Annotated in this window: 12 protein-coding genes; 2 read left to right on the plus strand and 10 right to left on the minus strand. The window is 41.3% G+C overall.

The genetic code is table 11. The features are described from left to right. Position 1: 1 nt before the first annotated feature. Positions 2-937 carry a beta-ketoacyl-ACP synthase III gene (locus ACQKN3_RS10475; protein ID WP_251689714.1) on the minus strand — a complete coding sequence of 312 codons (936 nt, stop codon included), beginning with the start codon at positions 935-937 and terminating at the stop codon, positions 2-4. Between the two features lie 457 nt (positions 938-1,394). On the opposite strand from ACQKN3_RS10475, the gene ACQKN3_RS10480 reads away from it, so the two are divergent. Further along, positions 1,395-1,592, plus strand: a complete 198-nt coding sequence (locus ACQKN3_RS10480; protein ID WP_008403579.1) for a YjzD family protein — start codon at positions 1,395-1,397, stop codon at positions 1,590-1,592. A 307-nt stretch (positions 1,593-1,899) separates the two neighbouring features. On the opposite strand, the gene ACQKN3_RS10485 is transcribed toward ACQKN3_RS10480, so the two are convergent. From ACQKN3_RS10485 to ACQKN3_RS10495, 3 genes are all read right to left on the minus strand, one after another. Continuing rightward, positions 1,900-4,029, minus strand: a complete 2,130-nt coding sequence (locus ACQKN3_RS10485) for an ATP-dependent Clp protease ATP-binding subunit (RefSeq protein WP_427711193.1) — start codon at positions 4,027-4,029, stop codon at positions 1,900-1,902. A gap of 173 nt (positions 4,030-4,202) precedes the next feature. Further along, positions 4,203-4,511, minus strand: a complete 309-nt coding sequence (locus tag ACQKN3_RS10490; RefSeq protein ID WP_039966323.1) for a metal-sulfur cluster assembly factor — start codon at positions 4,509-4,511, stop codon at positions 4,203-4,205. Positions 4,512-4,572: 61 nt separating this feature from the next. Continuing rightward, entirely contained in the window at positions 4,573-5,328 is a 756-nt protein-coding gene (locus ACQKN3_RS10495; protein WP_427711195.1) for a prolyl oligopeptidase family serine peptidase, read from the minus strand. A 111-nt stretch (positions 5,329-5,439) separates the two neighbouring features. On the opposite strand from ACQKN3_RS10495, the gene ACQKN3_RS10500 reads away from it, so the two are divergent. Further along, positions 5,440-6,246, plus strand: coding sequence for a Cof-type HAD-IIB family hydrolase (locus tag ACQKN3_RS10500; RefSeq protein WP_251689720.1), 807 nt, complete (start codon positions 5,440-5,442; stop codon positions 6,244-6,246). Between the two features lie 54 nt (positions 6,247-6,300). On the opposite strand, the gene ACQKN3_RS10505 is transcribed toward ACQKN3_RS10500, so the two are convergent. From ACQKN3_RS10505 to addB, 6 genes are all read right to left on the minus strand, one after another. Continuing rightward, positions 6,301-7,752 (minus strand): alpha-amylase family glycosyl hydrolase, encoded by a 1,452-nt coding sequence (locus ACQKN3_RS10505; RefSeq protein ID WP_427711198.1) that lies wholly within the window; start codon positions 7,750-7,752, stop codon positions 6,301-6,303. 584 nt (positions 7,753-8,336) lie between these two features. After that, complete coding sequence (locus ACQKN3_RS10510; protein ID WP_427711200.1) at positions 8,337-8,705, minus strand: YisL family protein; 369 nt, start codon at positions 8,703-8,705, stop codon at positions 8,337-8,339. A gap of 211 nt (positions 8,706-8,916) precedes the next feature. After that, on the minus strand, positions 8,917-9,819 hold the full coding sequence (locus tag ACQKN3_RS10515) for a fumarylacetoacetate hydrolase family protein (RefSeq protein ID WP_427711202.1): 903 nt from the start codon (positions 9,817-9,819) through the stop codon (positions 8,917-8,919). A gap of 116 nt (positions 9,820-9,935) precedes the next feature. Next, the gene (locus tag ACQKN3_RS10520; protein WP_427711204.1) at positions 9,936-11,114 is read right to left on the minus strand and encodes a DUF418 domain-containing protein; all 1,179 of its coding nucleotides are present in this window, start codon (positions 11,112-11,114) and stop codon (positions 9,936-9,938) included. A gap of 11 nt (positions 11,115-11,125) precedes the next feature. Next, positions 11,126-14,845 carry a helicase-exonuclease AddAB subunit AddA gene (gene addA, locus ACQKN3_RS10525; protein ID WP_427711206.1) on the minus strand — a complete coding sequence of 1,240 codons (3,720 nt, stop codon included), beginning with the start codon at positions 14,843-14,845 and terminating at the stop codon, positions 11,126-11,128. Continuing rightward, a complete protein-coding gene (addB, locus tag ACQKN3_RS10530) occupies positions 14,820-18,461 on the minus strand; it encodes a helicase-exonuclease AddAB subunit AddB (RefSeq protein WP_427711208.1) in 3,642 nt (1,213 codons plus the stop codon). Before addB ends, addA begins: the two co-directional genes overlap by 26 nt. Positions 18,462-18,535: the final 74 nt, after the last annotated feature.

The raw sequence follows: 18,535 nt of genomic DNA on the forward strand, positions 1-18,535 counted from the left end.
CTTATTTACCCCACTTTAATGCAAGTGCTCCCCATGTAAGGCCACCGCCGAAACCTACTAAAACAACGATATCATCATCTTTGATTTTTCCTGATTCCAAATCTTCAACGATTGAAATACCGATTGAAGCGGCTGATGTATTGCCGTATTTCTGGATTGTTTTCGACATTTTTTCCTCTGGTAAGTCAAGACGCTCTCTCGCGGCTTCCATAATGCGGATGTTCGCTTGATGCGGTACCAAATAATCGACATCTTCCTTCGTCAGGCCTGCCTTTTCGATTACATTTACTGCTGATTCGCCCATTTGACGAACTGCAAATTTAAATACTTCACGACCATTCATCGCAATATGGTTTTTAGGATTTAAATAAAGATGCTTTCCGCCTGTTCCGTCAGCTCCAAGTTCGAACGCAAGAATTCCGCGGCCTTCCGAAACTTTGCCGAGAACAGCCGCACTTGCACCATCGCCAAATAGGACAGCTGTGTTGCGGTCATCCCAATCCACAATTTTCGACAGTTTTTCAACACCTACTACTAATACATATTCATAATTATTGCTCTCAATAAATTGTTTTGCAATAGCCGTTCCATAAATAAATCCTGAGCATGCAGCGGACACATCCATTGCGCCACATCCCGATATTCCAAGTCGTTCTTGAATTTGACACGCTACACTCGGGAAATTCTGATCCTGTGTAACCGTCGCAACAACGATTAGACCAATTTGATCTGGTGTTATACCTGCATTTTCAATAGCTTGCACTGCTGCTTTATATGCTAAATCCGATGTTTCTTCATTCTCAGCGATAAAACGGTTTTCAATACCTGTCCGAGAACGAATCCACTCATCTGATGTATCTAAAACTTTTTCAAAATCCTTATTTGCTATAGCTTTTTCCGGAACATATTTCCCCATCCCTATAATACCGGCATTCATATAATAGCCCCCTTGTTTTCTCATGAATCAAAAAATATAACTAATTATTAGTAGTTGGTACTAATTATAGAACATAATTATTTTTAACACAATTAAAATTTCCGGAAAAAGAGGGATTGGGGATTTATTCTTGTTTTTCTTTCAATTAAAATGGCTATAATGATTAATAAAACATCTGGATGAAAATTGAATAACGGACAGCAGTATTCGTTCGTTTCTTACGTTTAAACTTTTAAGGAGCGAATGTAAAAAACGTTCCATTATTAGACAAACAACTTCGAGCTAATCTTCTCTTTTTCCGTGTTAATTCCTACTTAAAAAAGCAATAAAAACAAGCATTTATGACAACTTGAAGAATAATTTGATTCGCCCTTTTAATTTGATGAATGCTTGTGGTATGATATTGAAGATGTAATTTCACAATAACGTTATAAATAAGTTCAATGAGGTGAATTTGATGCAATATATCATTACGTTCTTTTGGTCATTCTTATTAGTTTCAATGCTAAACTATGTAGTAAGTTCTGTATTAAGTGTAGATTTTAACTTCATGAATGGCGTAATCGTATCATTAGTATTCAGCGTTTTAGTTATTATTATCGCTGCAATCATTCCAAACGAATCAACTCCAGAAGCAGAAGCAGAGCATCATTAATAGATAACAAGGGGCTGTCCGGTAAAACTACTGGACAGCCCCTTGTTATCTACGCCCACTTTGTGGGGGGCGCTGACTTTATTAGATAAATTCAATACATATTAGAAGTTTTATACTTGATATTAGAAAAGTCTCCACATTTATATGAACAGTAGCACCTCTTATTAGCACAAGTGACATTTATATTAAAATTTCGGGCTTTTATTAGTACTTTTTCATTTATATTAGAACTTTAACCATCCTTATTAGAACATTTCAAACCACCAAAAAAAGCTTGTACGCATTCACGCACAAGCTGTCTTCAAACTTAATTTAATTTTATTACTAACTCTCCATTTTCCAATGCAATCGATAAACTTCCACCTGCTGTGACTTCCCCTTTTAACAGTTCACGGGCAACAATCGTCTCCAAATGGCGTTGGACAAAGCGTTTGAGCGGACGTGCACCAAATTGCGGGTCAATCCCGTGCTTCACAATCCAGTCCACAACTTCCCCATCAACAGACAGCGTAATTTCCTGTTCTGCGACCCGATCTTGAAGCTGCTTTACATATTTCCAGGCAATCTTATGGAAGTGCTCATTCGATAATGCATGGAACATAATAATATCGTCCATCCGGTTTAACAGCTCCGGCTTAAAGTGCTGGCGTAATGCGGCTTGAACAAGCTGTTCCGCTTCTTCTGATGCTTCCAGTAAAAACTGTGAGCCGATATTCGATGTCAAGATGATAACGGTATTCGTAAAATTGACAATCCGTCCTTGGCTATCGGTAATGCGGCCATCATCAAGTACTTGAAGTAAAATATTCGCGACATCCGGATGCGCCTTTTCGATTTCATCCATTAGTACTACAGCATACGGATTGCGGCGTACCGCTTCTGTCAGCTGACCACCTTCTTCGTAGCCAATATAGCCTGGAGGAGCTCCGACAAGTCTAGATACAGAATGCTTCTCCATATACTCGCTCATATCAATACGGATGAAATGGTCTTCCGAATCGAAAAGTTGTGCGGCCAATGCTTTGGCCAATTCCGTTTTCCCGACACCGGTTGGACCAAGGAACAGGAAGCTTCCAATCGGCTTATTCGGGTCTTTAATACCGGAACGCGCACGCCAAACTGCTTCCGTTACATAAGTTACCGCATCGTCCTGACCGACTACCCTTTCATGCAATGTATCTTTTAAACGGAGCAGTTTATCGCGTTCACCTTCAACAAGCTTCGTTACCGGAATCCCTGTCCAGCGTGAAATAATTTTAGCGATTTCTTCTTCAGTCACTTCTTCACGCAGCATCCGGTTACCTTCCGACTGTTTCAACTGCAGTTCTAGTTCGGCGATTTCCTTTTCAAGCTGTGGTATTTTACTGTACTGAAGCTCACTTGCCCGTGCTAAATTACTGCCTGAAATAAATAAATCGTCGCGCTCGGCTTCCATTTTTTTCAGTTCATCTTTTTTATCGCGTACAATCTGTAAACCGTTTTTCTCGAGTTCCCACTGTTCCTTCATTGACTTAATTGAAACTTCCAATGTATCAATTTCATCTGTAATTATTTCAAGACGTTTTTTACTTGCATCATCTTTTTCTTTTTTCAGTGCCTGCTGCTCAATTTTCAGCTGTGTGAGGCGGCGCATTAACTGATCCAGTTCCTGTGGCATTGAATCGATTTCTATGCGGATCATCGCACATGCCTCATCGACAAGATCAATTGCTTTATCCGGTAAAAAGCGATCTGTAATATAACGGTTCGCCAGTTGGGCCGCTGCAATAATCGCGCGGTCATGAATGCGAACACCACGGTGATGTTCTTCAAAACGGTCTTTTATTCCACGTAAAATGGAAACCGTATCTTCAATAGAAGGTTCTCTCACCATTACTTGCTGGAAGCGGCGTTCCAATGCAGGATCTTTCTCGATATACATACGGTATTCATCCAATGTTGTTGCTCCAATACAATGCAGTTCACCACGTGCAAGCATTGGTTTCAGCATATTTCCTGCATCCATTGCTCCGTCCGCTTTGCCTGCACCGACAATTGTATGGATCTCATCGATGAATAAAATAATACGTCCATCTGATTCTTTCACTTGCTTTAATACCGATTTCAGCCGCTCTTCAAACTGCCCGCGATACGATGCACCGGCAATTAGTGCACTCATATCCAGTTCATAAAGCTCCGCATCTTTTAATCCTTCCGGAACATCCTGTCTTACGATACGCTGTGCCAGCCCTTCGACGATCGCTGTTTTACCAACACCTGGCTCACCGATGAGGACCGGATTGTTTTTTGTTTTACGTGACAGAATACGAATGACGTTCCGGATTTCCTCATCTCGTCCAATAACCGGATCCATCTTACCGTTTTTTACTTGTTCAATTAAGTTTCGTCCAAATTGCTCTAATGGAGGACGATTATCTTGTGTTTGGTTAAATTGCATAAAGTGCACCCTTTCATTTAGTTTGACCTTTTTTGATTAATTTAATTATAAGTCAAAGTTGGTCAAACAACAAATAATTAAGCTCTGTTTCCTTCGCAAAGATCCTAATAAAAAACGATCACTTTGCCTATACGCAAAATGACCGAATTTCAATTCATTTATTCACTTATTAATTAACGAATGCCTAATGCCATTTTTGCATAGCGGGACATATTGTCTTTAGACCACGCCGGTTGCCATACGATATCTACTTTTACTTCTTTTACTTCCGGTAATTCGCTAAGTGCAGTTGTTACTTGGTCAACGATAACTGGAGCAAGCGGACAGCCCATTGATGTTAATGTCATCGTAACGATTGCTAAGCCCTCATCTGTTAAATCTACTTCATATACTAAGCCTAAGTTGACGATATCAATGCCTAACTCAGGGTCAATTACGTTTTCCAATGCACCTAACATACTTTCTTTCATATCGTGATCAATTGCCATTTTAAATTTCCCCTTTCGCCATGGTGTTAATGTTAATCATAGCAGAACGCATGATTTATGCCAAACAATGCGCCATAAATTGCGTGACTTGCAAAATTCCGTTTCTCGATACCGCATGCCCAGCTTTTCGTTCTGCCAAATAAGTAATATGTTCCGCTTTTTTTTCTTTTTCCAGTTGTTCAACATAATCTCGGCTCATATGATAAGGAACGACCGTATCGCGCTCACCATGCCAGAAAATAATCGGTTTGTTTGCCCATAATTCCTCATGCTGCTCCATATCAAATTTTTGCAGCATTTGAAGCAAGCCTGTTTGCTGTTCTTCAGACAACGGAAATGTTACGCCTTTTTGCTTTAGATCCTCTACTTGATGGAGGGCCAGTTTCGTATAGCTAGTTGTACCCATACAAATACCTGCCGTTTCAATCCATGGATAGATCGCTAAACAGCCTGAAGTGACGATTCCGCCCATTGAAGTTCCGGCAATCCCAACCTTGTTTCCTGCCAAGTTTTTCAGCTTCAATTCTCCATAAATAGTATGTACTTCTTCCACTGACTTTAATACAATTTTCCAGAAGTTAAAGTTCATCTGGTCTTCCGTCAATTGATTCGAGCGCTCACCATGCATTAACGCATCCGGTAGTATAACGCGAACACCCTGTTGCACAAACTGATAAGCGTAATGTAAATTATGTTCCTTTGCGCTTAAAAAACCATGAAGAAAAATAACGACCGGTGTTTGCTCATCCATCGTTTCATCATATACATGCAGTAATGGAATGGACTTCCATTGTTCTTTGTCAACTATCAAATTTCTCACCTCTTTGTTTACATTAGCAAAAATTGGTCAATGTTTCAAAACTTTGACGAATGCTATTTTTGCACGTTACAATTATACCCAGGCTAAAGGAGGCTTACTCTTATGAACGAACATTTAATTGTATTAGATTTAGACGGCACTTTATTGACGGACGAGAAAAAAATTTCTGCGCTGACAAAGGAAACTTTGTTGAAAGCAAAAGAAGCAGGTCATCAGGTGATGATCGCGACAGGACGTCCGTATCGTGCGAGTCAGCTTTATTACCAGGAGCTGAGTTTAACAACTCCGATTGTCAATTTCAACGGAGCCCTCATCCACCACCCTAAAAATCCGATGTGGAAAACGATTCATACAACAGTCAATTTAAGTGTAGTCCATGATGTTGTAGAATCTGTTCATAAATATGAATACGACAACTTAATCGCCGAAGTAATGGATGACGTGTATCTCCATCGTGAAGATGAAGGTGTGCTTCAGTTGCTGCACATGGGCAACCCGAATATTTTAACAGGCGATCTGAAAAATACATTAAAAGAAGACCCGACAAGTTTGCTTATTCAAGCCGATGATGTGAATACACCGATTATCCGCAAACATTTGCAGGATGTTCACGCTGAACTGATCGAGCACCGACGTTGGGGAGCTCCATTCCCGATTATTGAAATTGTCCATAAAGGTTTAAGTAAAGCAGTAGGCATCGACTATATTGCAAAAGAAATGGGCATTCCCCGTGAACGCATCATTGCATTTGGCGATGAGGACAACGACTTGGAAATGATTGAATACGCAGGCGTTGGCGTTGCGATGAGTAACGGTATTGACGACTTGAAAACAATCGCCAATGAAATTACGCTATCGAACAACGAAGACGGCATCGGGAAATTTTTGCAGGACCGATTAAAACTATAATAAAATATAAACAGCCTGGAAAAGCATGTTGTCTGCTTCTTCAGGCTGTTTTATTTAGTGCGCTGAATTCTCCGCACGGCGTTTTTTTCCGCGCTTCATAATCACAATCATAAATGCTGTGTATAAAACAACGACCAATCCAAGTGCCACAATATAAGAGGTGTTAATGCCACGCGCTTCAATTACTTGGTACACTTCGACCATTTCACGGTCTAAAATAATCGCATAGTTGCCGTCCTTATTTTCACGGATGATTTCACTGTTGAACATTCCGCGAACTTCTTTCCCCTCACCCAGCTCAGCAACAGGAATATGCACACGTTTTGTTTTACTACTATTATTAATGACTACGATCCATGTTTCTTCATCGGATTTGCGTTCAAATACAACATAGCCGTCTTTATTTTCTAGCCATTTAAATTCCCCGTTACGCAAAGTATCGGAATCATTTCTTAATGACTGGAGCTTCCCGACATAATCGGCTAATTCCGAGTCTGTTTTAAAATTGTAGTACTGGTGTGCTTCAACACCCGCTTCCCCATTCATCGCAATTTCAGATCCATATTGTACGATTGGCACACCTGGAAGTAAAAGCGTGCTCGCAATGGAAATTTTACTGCGTGTCGGTGGATACATGCCTTCCTCTGTTGCCGACAATGTGAAGCGGTTCGACCAGATAGTATCGGTCATCGATAATACCGGAGTCCCTGAAAGCATTTCCTCGATATGAGGCTCCAGTACTGTCGTATTTAAATCAACATTTTTAAATGCATTCGTAAAGTTGGCAGCAGTATCACTGTAAAATTTCGCGTCAAAATCTGCATCACTTTCTGCATTCGTAATAACATAGGCACCTGCTGCTTTTAACTGCTCAATAAAGCGATTTAAAAAAGCAATATCGGCTTGTTCAATATTCGTCAATCGAACCCCGTCTAGTTTATATGTATTTACAAATTGTACAGCACTGTTGATGAGCTCATTCTGTACTTCTTCATTCGTTAAGTCCCACTGTATTTTCCCATCATTTTCAGATGCCACAAATCCTTGTTTTTCAGCAAGTTCATGGTTTGGACTAACATTGGAAATCGGGAAATCAACCATCATTTTGATTTCACGTTTTTGATAAGCCTCGACCATGTTTTTAAATTCCTCTGCTGTTCCAAAACGGTGGTCGAACATTGTATAGCTCGTAGGCATCGACCCATCATATTTTTCAGTCTCAAATACAGAGCCAATTGACAGTATCGTATAGCCCATATTTGCAACATAATCAATTTTCTTCAGCAATCCATTGAAATCCCCGCCAGCAAACATCGTCGGGTCTTGCGCATTTACTGTATCATCATCATTTTTACCGGTACCATTAAAGAAACGGTCCACTAAAACATCATATATACTTTCATCTGCAATTGTACGCTCTTCCGCATTTGCAACAGCAGCAACTGACAATGAAGTCGAAAGCAGCACACCCGCAGCTAATGTACGAAACCATTTATTAAATCCCATTCATTTCCCTCTCTTTCATATACAGTCCATCGTCATTTTACCAAAAAAGGTATAAATGTAGCTAGCTTAAATAGTTATTTATAGGAAATTCAACAAATACGTGTCAGAAATGTGTATAGAGTGTTTGATATGGTTAGGTATTGACGGCGCGTTGTGTTTTATTAGAAGGTTTCAGGTGGAATCTGGAACGTTGAGGGGGATGAAGTAGAACAACCTGAATCTAATGTGGAACAATTTACTCCAAAAGTTGAACGAATATTGGCGAATATAGAAACTTCTGGGATATTAGAACATTGTAGGTGATGTGAAACGTTGAGTCAGGAAAGTAGAACACTGACGACCTAATGTAGAACGTCTCTCCTCAAAAGTTGAACATATGCATCTGAATGTAGAACACCCGGAGATATTAGAACTTTCAGGTTGTAATGTGGAAAGAGGAAACCAAAAAGTAGAACACCTCTCCCCTAATGTAGAACAAAACACTACAAAAGTAGAACGAATCCCCTTAAAAGTAGAATCCTCCCTTCTCCATACAAAAAAGCGTGTAAAAAGCCACCTCCACTTTTTACACGCTTCAACCTTTATTAGAAGTTTACACCGATACCCATGCTTAAGCCTAAGTATAATGTGATTAATAGAACGATACCGAATAGTACCCAGAACATATTGACAGATTTGCCTTTGTTTTTGCGTACTAGCACCATTTCCATAAAGCCGATTACTAAAATACCAAATAACACTTTCATATCATAGTTCATGCCGCTTTCAGTAATCTTATCGCGCCATTCCAGGAATAAAGACAACCCTGTTACGATTACTAAAATATACATTACACGTAAGATCATGTGTACTGCTTTCATCTTTTTGCTGGATAATGCAGCGATAAAGAATAATATTAATGCTATTACCCAAGTCGTGATGTGCATATGCGTCGTACTAGTTAAGAAATCCACGAATTTTCCACCTCTTCTATTTATTCTCTACAGGAAATATCCTACCATGTAAAGCCCTATAAATTCAATGGAATCTGCCAAGTGTTCTATGAGTTGTCATAAAACAACGAAACTTTTCCGCAAAAAAGCAGTAGATTTTCCTTCTACCAGAAAATCTACTGCCTATTAAAAGCGAATCTAGCAATCTGCAGCTATGAATATCCTAATTTAATTAAGCAAATCGATTTGCTAAAGTCCCGATTCCTTCAATTGCGATTTTCACTTCATCGCCTGCTTTTAAAAATTGCGGCGGGTTCATCCCTTTTCCGACTCCGGCAGGCGTACCTGTTAAAATAACATCACCCGGCTCTAACGTTACATATTTTGAAACTGTCTCAATAATTTCGGAAACAGAGAACAACATATCTTTCGTCGATCCATTTTGGCGTACTTCACCATTTACTTTCGTCACAATCGATAAGGTATGCGGATCAGGAATTTCATCTTTTGTTACTAAATACGGCCCCATTGGACAGCTGCCTTCCAAGCTCTTGCCTAAGAAGAACTGTTTATGCTTCTCCTGTGCATCACGGGCTGTAAGATCATTGGCAATTGTATAGCCGAACACATAGTCAAATGCCATTGCTTTTGGAACATTTTTTCCGCGCTTGCCGATTACAACAGCCAACTCTCCTTCATAATCAAGAAAATCCGTCACCTCTGCATGCACAGGTAATGTTGATTCATCCGGGGCAATTGCAGTTGGTGACTTTGTGAAGACAACGATATGTTTCGGTGCCTTTTCTGCACCCATTTCACGGGCATGATCACTGTAATTTTTACCAACACATAAAATATTTTTCGGTGTACGAGGAACTGGCGACAGCCATTCAATATCAGAATAAGCCAGTTTGAACTGAGCTCCACCTTCATGATTCTGAGCTGCCTCTACTAATTTACGAACTTGCTCAACAAATTCATAGCCATGTGCAATCCCGTCAATAATTGTTTTCGGAAAGTCTTTTAGTACATTAAGTTGGTTTTGGATTTCGATAACATCCCAAACTGCCTCTTCTTTTTTTACTTTTGGGCCAAACTTTACTTGTTCGTTTACTTTAAATGATAACAATTTCATAACGTGGAGCACTCCTTCTGTTTTTTTACATCATACATTAAAATATAAACAATTGCCTTACTTTTCTGACAAAAAGGGGCTTAATTCGTAAAACTAAGCTTTCGGTGCATCTTTGTTCACGTTTTACGTTCTGCAGGTTTGCCGTAAGTAAATCTTTTCAGTAATGCTTCAATCGGTCCTTGTTTATATTTCGAGAAATAGATTTCCGCAAATAGTACTTGGATAACGAAAATTCCGACCGCCATATAAATCCCCATTTGCACATCCACTTTTCCGTATAAACCGAAGCCCCAATTGTAGAACAGCACCGTACAAATAACGGACTGCATCAGGTAAAGCGTGAGAGACATACGGCCAGCCTTTGCAATCGGCGTCAGCAGTTTTACTATGACCGGCAATTGTGTCAGCAATGTTATGGCTGCCATATAGCCAATCGCAAGCAGCGGTCCGCCGATATAAACTTGCAAGTATTCATTGCCCAATGTTTGGTCACCTGATATCGGCAAGCTCTTCATATAAAGTCCGCCGCCTATACCAGCAACAGCCAAAATGATCCAAACTATGATTTTTTCTTTTGCCCGCTCGATCATACGCCATTTTGCAAGTGCTGCGCCAAACAGCATATAAGGTAATATTGTAAATAAAGACGAAATCCACATCATGACACTCATCTGAATCGATAAATCATCAAGACGCTGCATAAATGCATCCGTCCAGTTCCCGATACCATATGCTGTTAAGGCCCTTTGCATTGCTTCAATATCGACAGAGAAACTATCCATTGATGCCGAAAAAAAACCTGCCGCGACATATAAACTTAAATTAAAACCATGATACAAAGCATTCACCGCAACCGCCACAAGCAGGAGCCATTTTGCCTTAATACGAATTAGCGCGATTAAAAATACTCCGCAAAATGCGTACGTGGCCAAAATATCGCCCCACCAAATGACAATCGCATGAAACATTCCAATGCAAAATAATAAAATTAGACGCTTTGGCGCAAATCGGTAAAAATCGGCGCCCGTCTCATTTGCTTTTACAAATTGCATTGCTAATCCATACCCGAACAGCATAGAAAATAACGGATAAAAGCTGCTTTGTACATAAATATCCAAAAGCTGTTGGAGTATTATATCCTGAACTTCATTAAACCAGCTGCTCAAATCGGTTATATGCGGCATCGGTAAATAAAACCCAAACATATTAACTAATAAAATGCCGAGTAAACTTACCCCGCGCAATATATCGAGTGTTGCAACACGCTCGTTCGTACCTACTGGGCGAAAATCCACCGTCCATCCCCCTAATCTATTTTCACTTCTTGTCCAATACTGTATAAATATAAAATGCGTTCGTTTATTTGAATACGCTTAATTGATTGGACAGCATGCTGATAATAGTTTAATTGAATTTGGTACGACTTTGTCATTTTTTGTTTAATTTTCTCAAAATCGCCTAATAAATACTTTTCGATATAGTCCGTTTTATAATCCAGAAGTACCCAATTACCCTGTTCATCTTCAAAAATACAGTCGATGACCCCCTGTACAATTTGGGCATCCCCTTCCTGATCTTTCAAACTAAGGGTAAACGGTTCTTCTCTTAGTACTTGCTTGGCCTTTTTAAAACGCTCACCGACTTCTGTTTGGAAAAAGGCAAATACTTTTTCCGCTGAAACTGCATCAGCTTCAATTTGCTGCAACAGCTTACGTTTTACAAGCGATTGGATATAACTTTCCGTCTCTTCAATCGTTGTAAACCCTTGTTGCGGGATATGCTGCATAACGGCATGGACAGCTGTACCGACTTCGGTTGCCGAAAGCTTGCGTTCTTTTTTCCCTTTCAGCATAAAGCTTGGTACATCGGTTTTTACATAGCGCTTCGCTTCCATATTGTAAAGCTGCTCTTCTTCCATCCGCTGCAAACTTTCAAGACGCTTCTGCTCCGATACCGACGTTTTTGATTTCTTCGTAACCGCATTTGCATATGGATACGGTGTCGTGAAACGTTTCGCCAGCAGCTGAACCATATCTTCATTCACTGCCTGTTCAACCATTTCATGCTCCACCGTTTCCGCTTCATTGGCAAGCAAGTAGTCACGATTTGGAATGATGCGTACAGTCCATTCTTTCGTTGTTGCCGCTTCATTCGAATAGCCGTAATTGGCAAACAGGAAATCATTATGACGTGCAACAGCTGGACCGACCCAGCTTAAATAGCTGTTCGCTTTTGAACGAATGTATGCAGGGAGCACTGTATCCTCCAGTTCCTGATAAAATGCCCATTCTTCCTTCTGCTTTTCCCAATCTTTAATCGAGCCGACTAAAATGAGACGCTCTTTTGCACGGGTCATCGCCACATATAAGACGCGCATTTCTTCTGCCTTCATCTTCGCAAGCTTTTTCTCCTTCACATATAAATGCGGTAAAGAAGTCGAAATAATATTTAAATCCGGATTCACCGATTTAATTGCCAACCCGAAATCCTGATCGAAAATATAGCGGCTGCCTAAATCTTTCGTATTGAATGTACGGCTCATGCCCGCTACAAATACGACTGGATATTCTAATCCTTTTGATTTATGGATTGTGAGCAATGTGACGACATCGTCTGCTTCACTCGTCGACTTCGCAATTCCTAAATCATCTCCACGTGAACTCATGCGGTCGATAAATCGCAGGAAGCGGAATAATCCGCGGAATGACGATTTTTCATAGCTTAATGCACGGTCATGCAGTGCCCGTAAGTTCGCCTGGCGCTGCTTGCCGTTCGCCATTGCACCGACCATTTCATAATAATTCGTATCTAAATACACTTGCCATACTAAATCGGCCAATGCCCCGTGACGGGAGAACTGGCGCCATTTTTGATGCATCGTAAAGAACTTATCAAGCTTAGCCTCTGTTTCGATTGGCATGTCACCCGCTGCTTCTTCTTTATACTGCTTCAATGCCTCATAAAAAGGTACTTTTCCGTTAATTAAACGGATTTTCGCCAGTTCGTTTTCCGTTAAACCGATAAACGGTGCACGCAGTACAGAAGCGAGCGGAATATCCTGATACGGGTTGTCGATGACTTTTAATGTGTTGATCATAATCATCACTTCAAGAGATTCAAAATAACCGCCGTCCGTTTCAGCATAGAGCGGCAGGCCGGCCAATTTGAATTCCTCTGCAAACGTCGTATACCATGTGCGAGAACGCATCAATACGACAATATCGCGGTAGCTGACAGGACGCATCGATTTCGTTTTCGGATTGTACACTTGTCCGCCATGATCGACTAAATCACGGATGCGCTGAATAATATAACGTGCTTCCTGCTGTGCCGCGCTGATGCTTTCTTCCTCGGAACCATCTTCGCTTCCCGGAATGATTTGCGCTTTTGAATCACCTTCCAGTAAAACTAATTCAATCGGTACTTGTTGCTCATCATAGCTCGCCCCGAATTTAAGTTTTGCCTGTTCATCGTACGCAATTTCGCCGACTTCTTCGTCCATTATTTGCTCAAATACATAGTTCGTACCTTCCAGAACTTCCGAACGACTCCGGAAATTGGCATTCAAATCAATTTTCATCCCTGTTCCGGACGGGTCCTCTTCAAAGCGCTTATATTTATCAAGGAAAAGACGTGGCTCTGCAAGACGAAACGCGTAGATTGATTGCTTTACATCACCGACCATAAACATATTCCCGTCCTGCTCACCGCCGTTTTTCACAAGCTGCAAAATTGTTTCCTGCAGGAAATTGACATCCTGATATTCATCAACAAGCACTTCTTTGAAACGCTTCTGGAAATTCAATGCCACATCAGATGGCTGGGGTGGTGTTGAGGTGCTTTCTTCATCTGTCAAAATTTCGAGTGCATAATGCTCCAAATCCGAAAAATCAAGCAGGCCGCGCTCTTGCTTCGCCTTTTTAAAAGCTTCACTGTATTCAATCGTCAGTTTTACGAGCGTTTCCAAAATTGGCTTCGTCGCCGCCATTTCCTGGACATACAACTTCGGATGACGCGCAAAAAATGTTTCCTTCAAATCCGTCAGCATTTCTTTTGCCGTATCACGATGATTTTTCGCTAACGCATAATATTGCTTATCTTCCTCGGTATCCTTTTTCGCCAACGGCTTGATACGTCCAAACTCAACTGCAGGGATCAGCTCATATGCCTGTTCCCATGAGCCTCCCTCCATTGCTTCAAGTACATGCTTAACCCCTGTATATTCAGCTTCAAACAATGGCTTGTTTTTCTCTAAAACAGGTGTAACAGACACAATTTGCAACCCTTTTTCAAGACGAGTGGAGATTTCTTTCAGGCTTCCGATAATAAACGGTCGGACTTCCTGCGCAATAACCAGGGCATCAATCGGACTTTCCGGATCAATATCGTATTTCTCCGGCAATGCGCGCAGCCATTCATACGGGTTTGGCTGTACACGCGATACTTTATACATTTCCTGCAGCAATAGTTCAATTGCCTGGTCACTGCGGTCAGATGCAAAGCTGTCGACTAATGTGTAAAGTTCCTCTTTCGAGAACAAAGTATCCATATCGCCTCTGTATGCCTTTTCAAGCACATCCATCAGCACATCATCCTGCAATAACGAAGCTTCCTCTGTACTTGCCAGACGGAAACCCGGGTCCAAATCAATGGTGTATGCAAATTCACGGCAAATTGATAAACAGAATGAATGAAGCGTGGATATTTGCGCTTTGTTCAATAAACTTAACTGACGGCGCAAAAATTGGTTGCTCGGATTTTGGGCAAGCTCCTTTTCAAGCGCTTCTGCCATACGGTTGCGCATTTCCGCAGCCGAGGCATTTGTAAACGTTACGACGAGCAGCTCATCAACATCTATGCGCTTGTCTTCAGGCGCTAATATCTTTTGGATCAGTCGCTCGATCAATACCGCCGTTTTTCCTGAACCGGCCGCTGCGGATACTAATATGTCATGACCGGTTGCGTAGATGGCTTTCCACTGCACATCTGTCCATTGAACATCACTCGGCTTCTCTGGAATTGTCATCTGCACATACCACCTTTTTAATATTTTCAAATACTTCCTGTTCCGGCTGTTTCTTGATTTCATTAAAGCTGTTGCCTGTTTCAGACTGGTCGAACTGGCAAACCGATTTAAAACTGCAATACGTACAAGCTTTTTGATTACCCAGGCTGTACGGCTTAATTTCTGTATTACCACGGTAAATTTCATTGCCCGCCTGACGGAATTTATAGTGTACAAATTCCTGCAGGTTTTCCATCTGGTCTTGTTCGATCACTTTTGAGGAACGGCTGTTAAATTCAGGGTTCTCTCCGCTTTTAAACGCTGCCGGTACGATAATGGATGTTTTACTCGGCTCAAGTGACTTGTCCATCAGTTGTGCCACTTCCACATCTTTTACCATATAGCCGCTTAACTTGAACTTCTCCTGACGTAAACTTTCCACGCGATCATACTGCTCATAATCTTCTGTAGGAATTAGCGGATTATGCACATGCAGATAGAACATCCCAGCCGCCTGGACAATGATATTCTCCAGCTCCGATAAGTCCTGGATGAACTTTCCTTCACGTGCGATAATCGGAATATTTTTCATCGCTACATCTAAATATGTCAACAGCTGCAGCGAAATCCCGTTATATACTTCGGTAAAATCAAGCTTGCGACCGCTAGATTTATAATCAATAACACGCAAATACAGATTTTCCGCATCTTTATATGCATCAATACGGTCAATTTGCCCGCGTACATACATTTTCCGGTTATGTTCCAGATCGATTTTCAATGCTTCCAGCGGGTTGCGGTCATCCTGTTCCGTATTTTTGTCGTCGCGCTTCCCAAACGGCTTTTCATGGGCAATCGCTTTAAACTTCGACAGCTCACTTTGATTAATGAGCGCATAAATTGTACGTGCCACGATTTTCACAAGTTTCGTTTTAATATATTCAAAGCGGTGACTGCTTTTTAAAATACTGTACGAGAAATAATCCGCCAGTTTTGAAATGGTTTCATCCGCCTTTTTATAGCACGCTACATATGTCGTAAGCGGGATCGATGGCTCTTTCTCGGATAAAATTGTCCGGATTGCCTCATGGAACAGATCGCCCATCGCGAATGTTTCCAGCTTGAATTCCGTACGCTCCTGCAGTTTCAGTCCATAGGATGCAAAATGTGAATATGGACAGCTGTAAAAGCGCTCAATACGCGATACACTTGCCAAAAAGTCTTCCCCGTACAATGCTGTCGCTACGTCTTCCGTTAGCGGTTCTGCTTCATTCGTCGTATACAAAGGTTTTTCCACGATATTCAGTACATCTTTCCATCGCTGTTCCCGTTCATAAAATGCTTTTAACGCCGCCCATTCTTCGGTAAGCGGACGTCGCTCGTGCTGTGCCTGCTTCAGCTGGGTCATTAAGAAGCCGATTGCCGGTGACGGATGCTGTAAATAATTGAGCACATTATCTTTTTGGAGTTCATCAAGCGGGTCCATTGCAATTTGCCGATGTGGCAGTGTGCGAACCGTTTTTTCCTCGGGGGTACCCTGGTTTTCGGTAATCTCAAACATGCTGTGCAGGCGGTTAATATAAAGCGATGGAAGCTTGCTTTTACTTTCCTCGTCTGCATTTGCATACGTAATATATAAATATTGTGTCGATGAAGAAATCGCCCGGTAAAATAGGAAACTTTCCTGCAGAAGCCTGCTTTTTATACCCGGGGCCAATTCCACATCGATTTTCTCAAATGTTTCACGCTCGTCATCAGACAGCAGTCCTCCCGCTTCCATACGCATCGGGTATACTCCGTCGTTAACACCGATTACGAAAATTGCCTTTTTATTGTCAAAACGTGCAAACTCGACAGTCGAAACAGTCACTTCATCCAATGTCGGCGGGACACTTGCAAACTCAAGTGTTTCAAAGCCTTCATCCAAAATTTGCGCTACTTCTTCCAACGGCATAATTTTATCACCGAACATAAGGTCAAATTGCTCCAAAATATGGATCCAGCCATTCCAAGCCTGTTCATGCTCCAATGACTGATGGAGTGAATCGGCCTGCTCTTCCTGTTCCTGCATTTTTAGCAGCTTCTTATAAATATCAAGCCGCTCCATAAACTCATACAGTGCCACTACAATTTCACGGCCTGTTTTTTTGCCTTTCAACCGGTTCTGCAATGCCAGTACCGGCTCCCGGATTAAGTCACGGACGGATTTTAAAAGTTGCTCATGCTCCAGCTCGTCCTCTGTCTGAACGGCATTTACTTTTTCCAGTGATTTAAAACGGCGATAATGCCATACTTCATCTTTCATCCAGCGGTCATGGACAATTCCTTTTGCGATGACGAAGTTTTCTAAAATATCCGCTCTGTCACGCATTGCGACTAAATTGGCTCCGTAAGGGAAAAACAAATCGGTTTTAATACTTCTGAAAACCGGCTCGTATTTCCAGTTTGTCGTAATAATCTCCAGTACGGATCGACTGAATTCGATAAGCGGATGGTAAAGCATCGCACGCTTCTCATTTGAGAAAAACGGAATTTCGTATTGGGTAAAGGTCGTTCCAATAATCGCATCATATACATCCGCCTGGCGGTACATTATCCCGATATCTTTATAGCGAAGCCCCTTTTCCAGAACGAGCTGTTTAATTTCCTGGGCAATACCTTGCACTTCTGCGCGCGGGTTTACACCTTCCAATATTTTCGTATGTCCCGTTGATTCGACTGGTGTATCCGTAATTTTGTCGAAGCAATGTTCAATATGCAGTAAATCCCGATTTGTCGCACGGTAGTTTACTTCTAAATGAACACGCGCCTCCTCTTCAATATCAATTCCTCGTTCGAAACGTAATTTTTGCAGCTCATTCTTTATTTTGTCGTACGTCACCGCAGCTCTGTAAAATACCGATCCTTCGAGTAAATCCATTTCTGGGTTTTCCATCGGGAGAACAATTGTGACACGCTTTGCATAAATAAGAAGCTCTTTTAAAATGGCAAATTCCTGTCCGTTAAATGAAACAAACCCATCCAAATAGATGTGGGTATCGCGCAAGCTTTCCATTTTCGGAATGCGCTCAATTAACAGTGGAAAATAGCCATCGCCATCAATATAATCTGTCCCGATTCGCTCATGCAACTGCTTTAAAATAATATTCAGATCATGCAATTTATGAAGCAGTACTTCACTTGCACCGTTTAATTTTAATGATTCGATTAGCGGGTCGATTGTTTCCACATCGATATGATATTGACTGAATTCCTTTAAAATCTGCTCGACTTCCTTCGTAAAACCAGGTTTACCTGCCGCTCGTTTAAATAGTAGGAATTCTTCCTGATGTTCTTCCAAAATACGTCGCAACAGCATGCGGTACCCTGTGCCGTCAATGCGTTCGTGGGCGATACCGCCTTCATTTTGCAGCACAAACCAGGCAAGCCGTTTGAATGTCATTACCTGTGCACGCATCATTCCTTCAATGTCATAATTCGTCGTCAGCTCATATTCCGCTGTAAACGACATTTGGTCAGGAACTAATAAAAAAATTGGATGTCCAAATATATTTGTTTTTAAATCTTCAACAATCTCACGGTGAATCAATGTTGTTTTTCCCGTGCCTGCCCGTCCTGATATAACTCGTAACGTCACAAATCCCACCTCACTTTTATTTCTTTCTTCTATTATAATATAAGAATACATGTTCGCGCATTAATTGCAATCAT

This window comes from Solibacillus sp. NPDC093137 (assembly GCF_050280445.1).
In the GTDB taxonomy this organism is placed as follows: Bacteria; Bacillota; Bacilli; order Bacillales_A; family Planococcaceae; genus Solibacillus; species Solibacillus isronensis_B.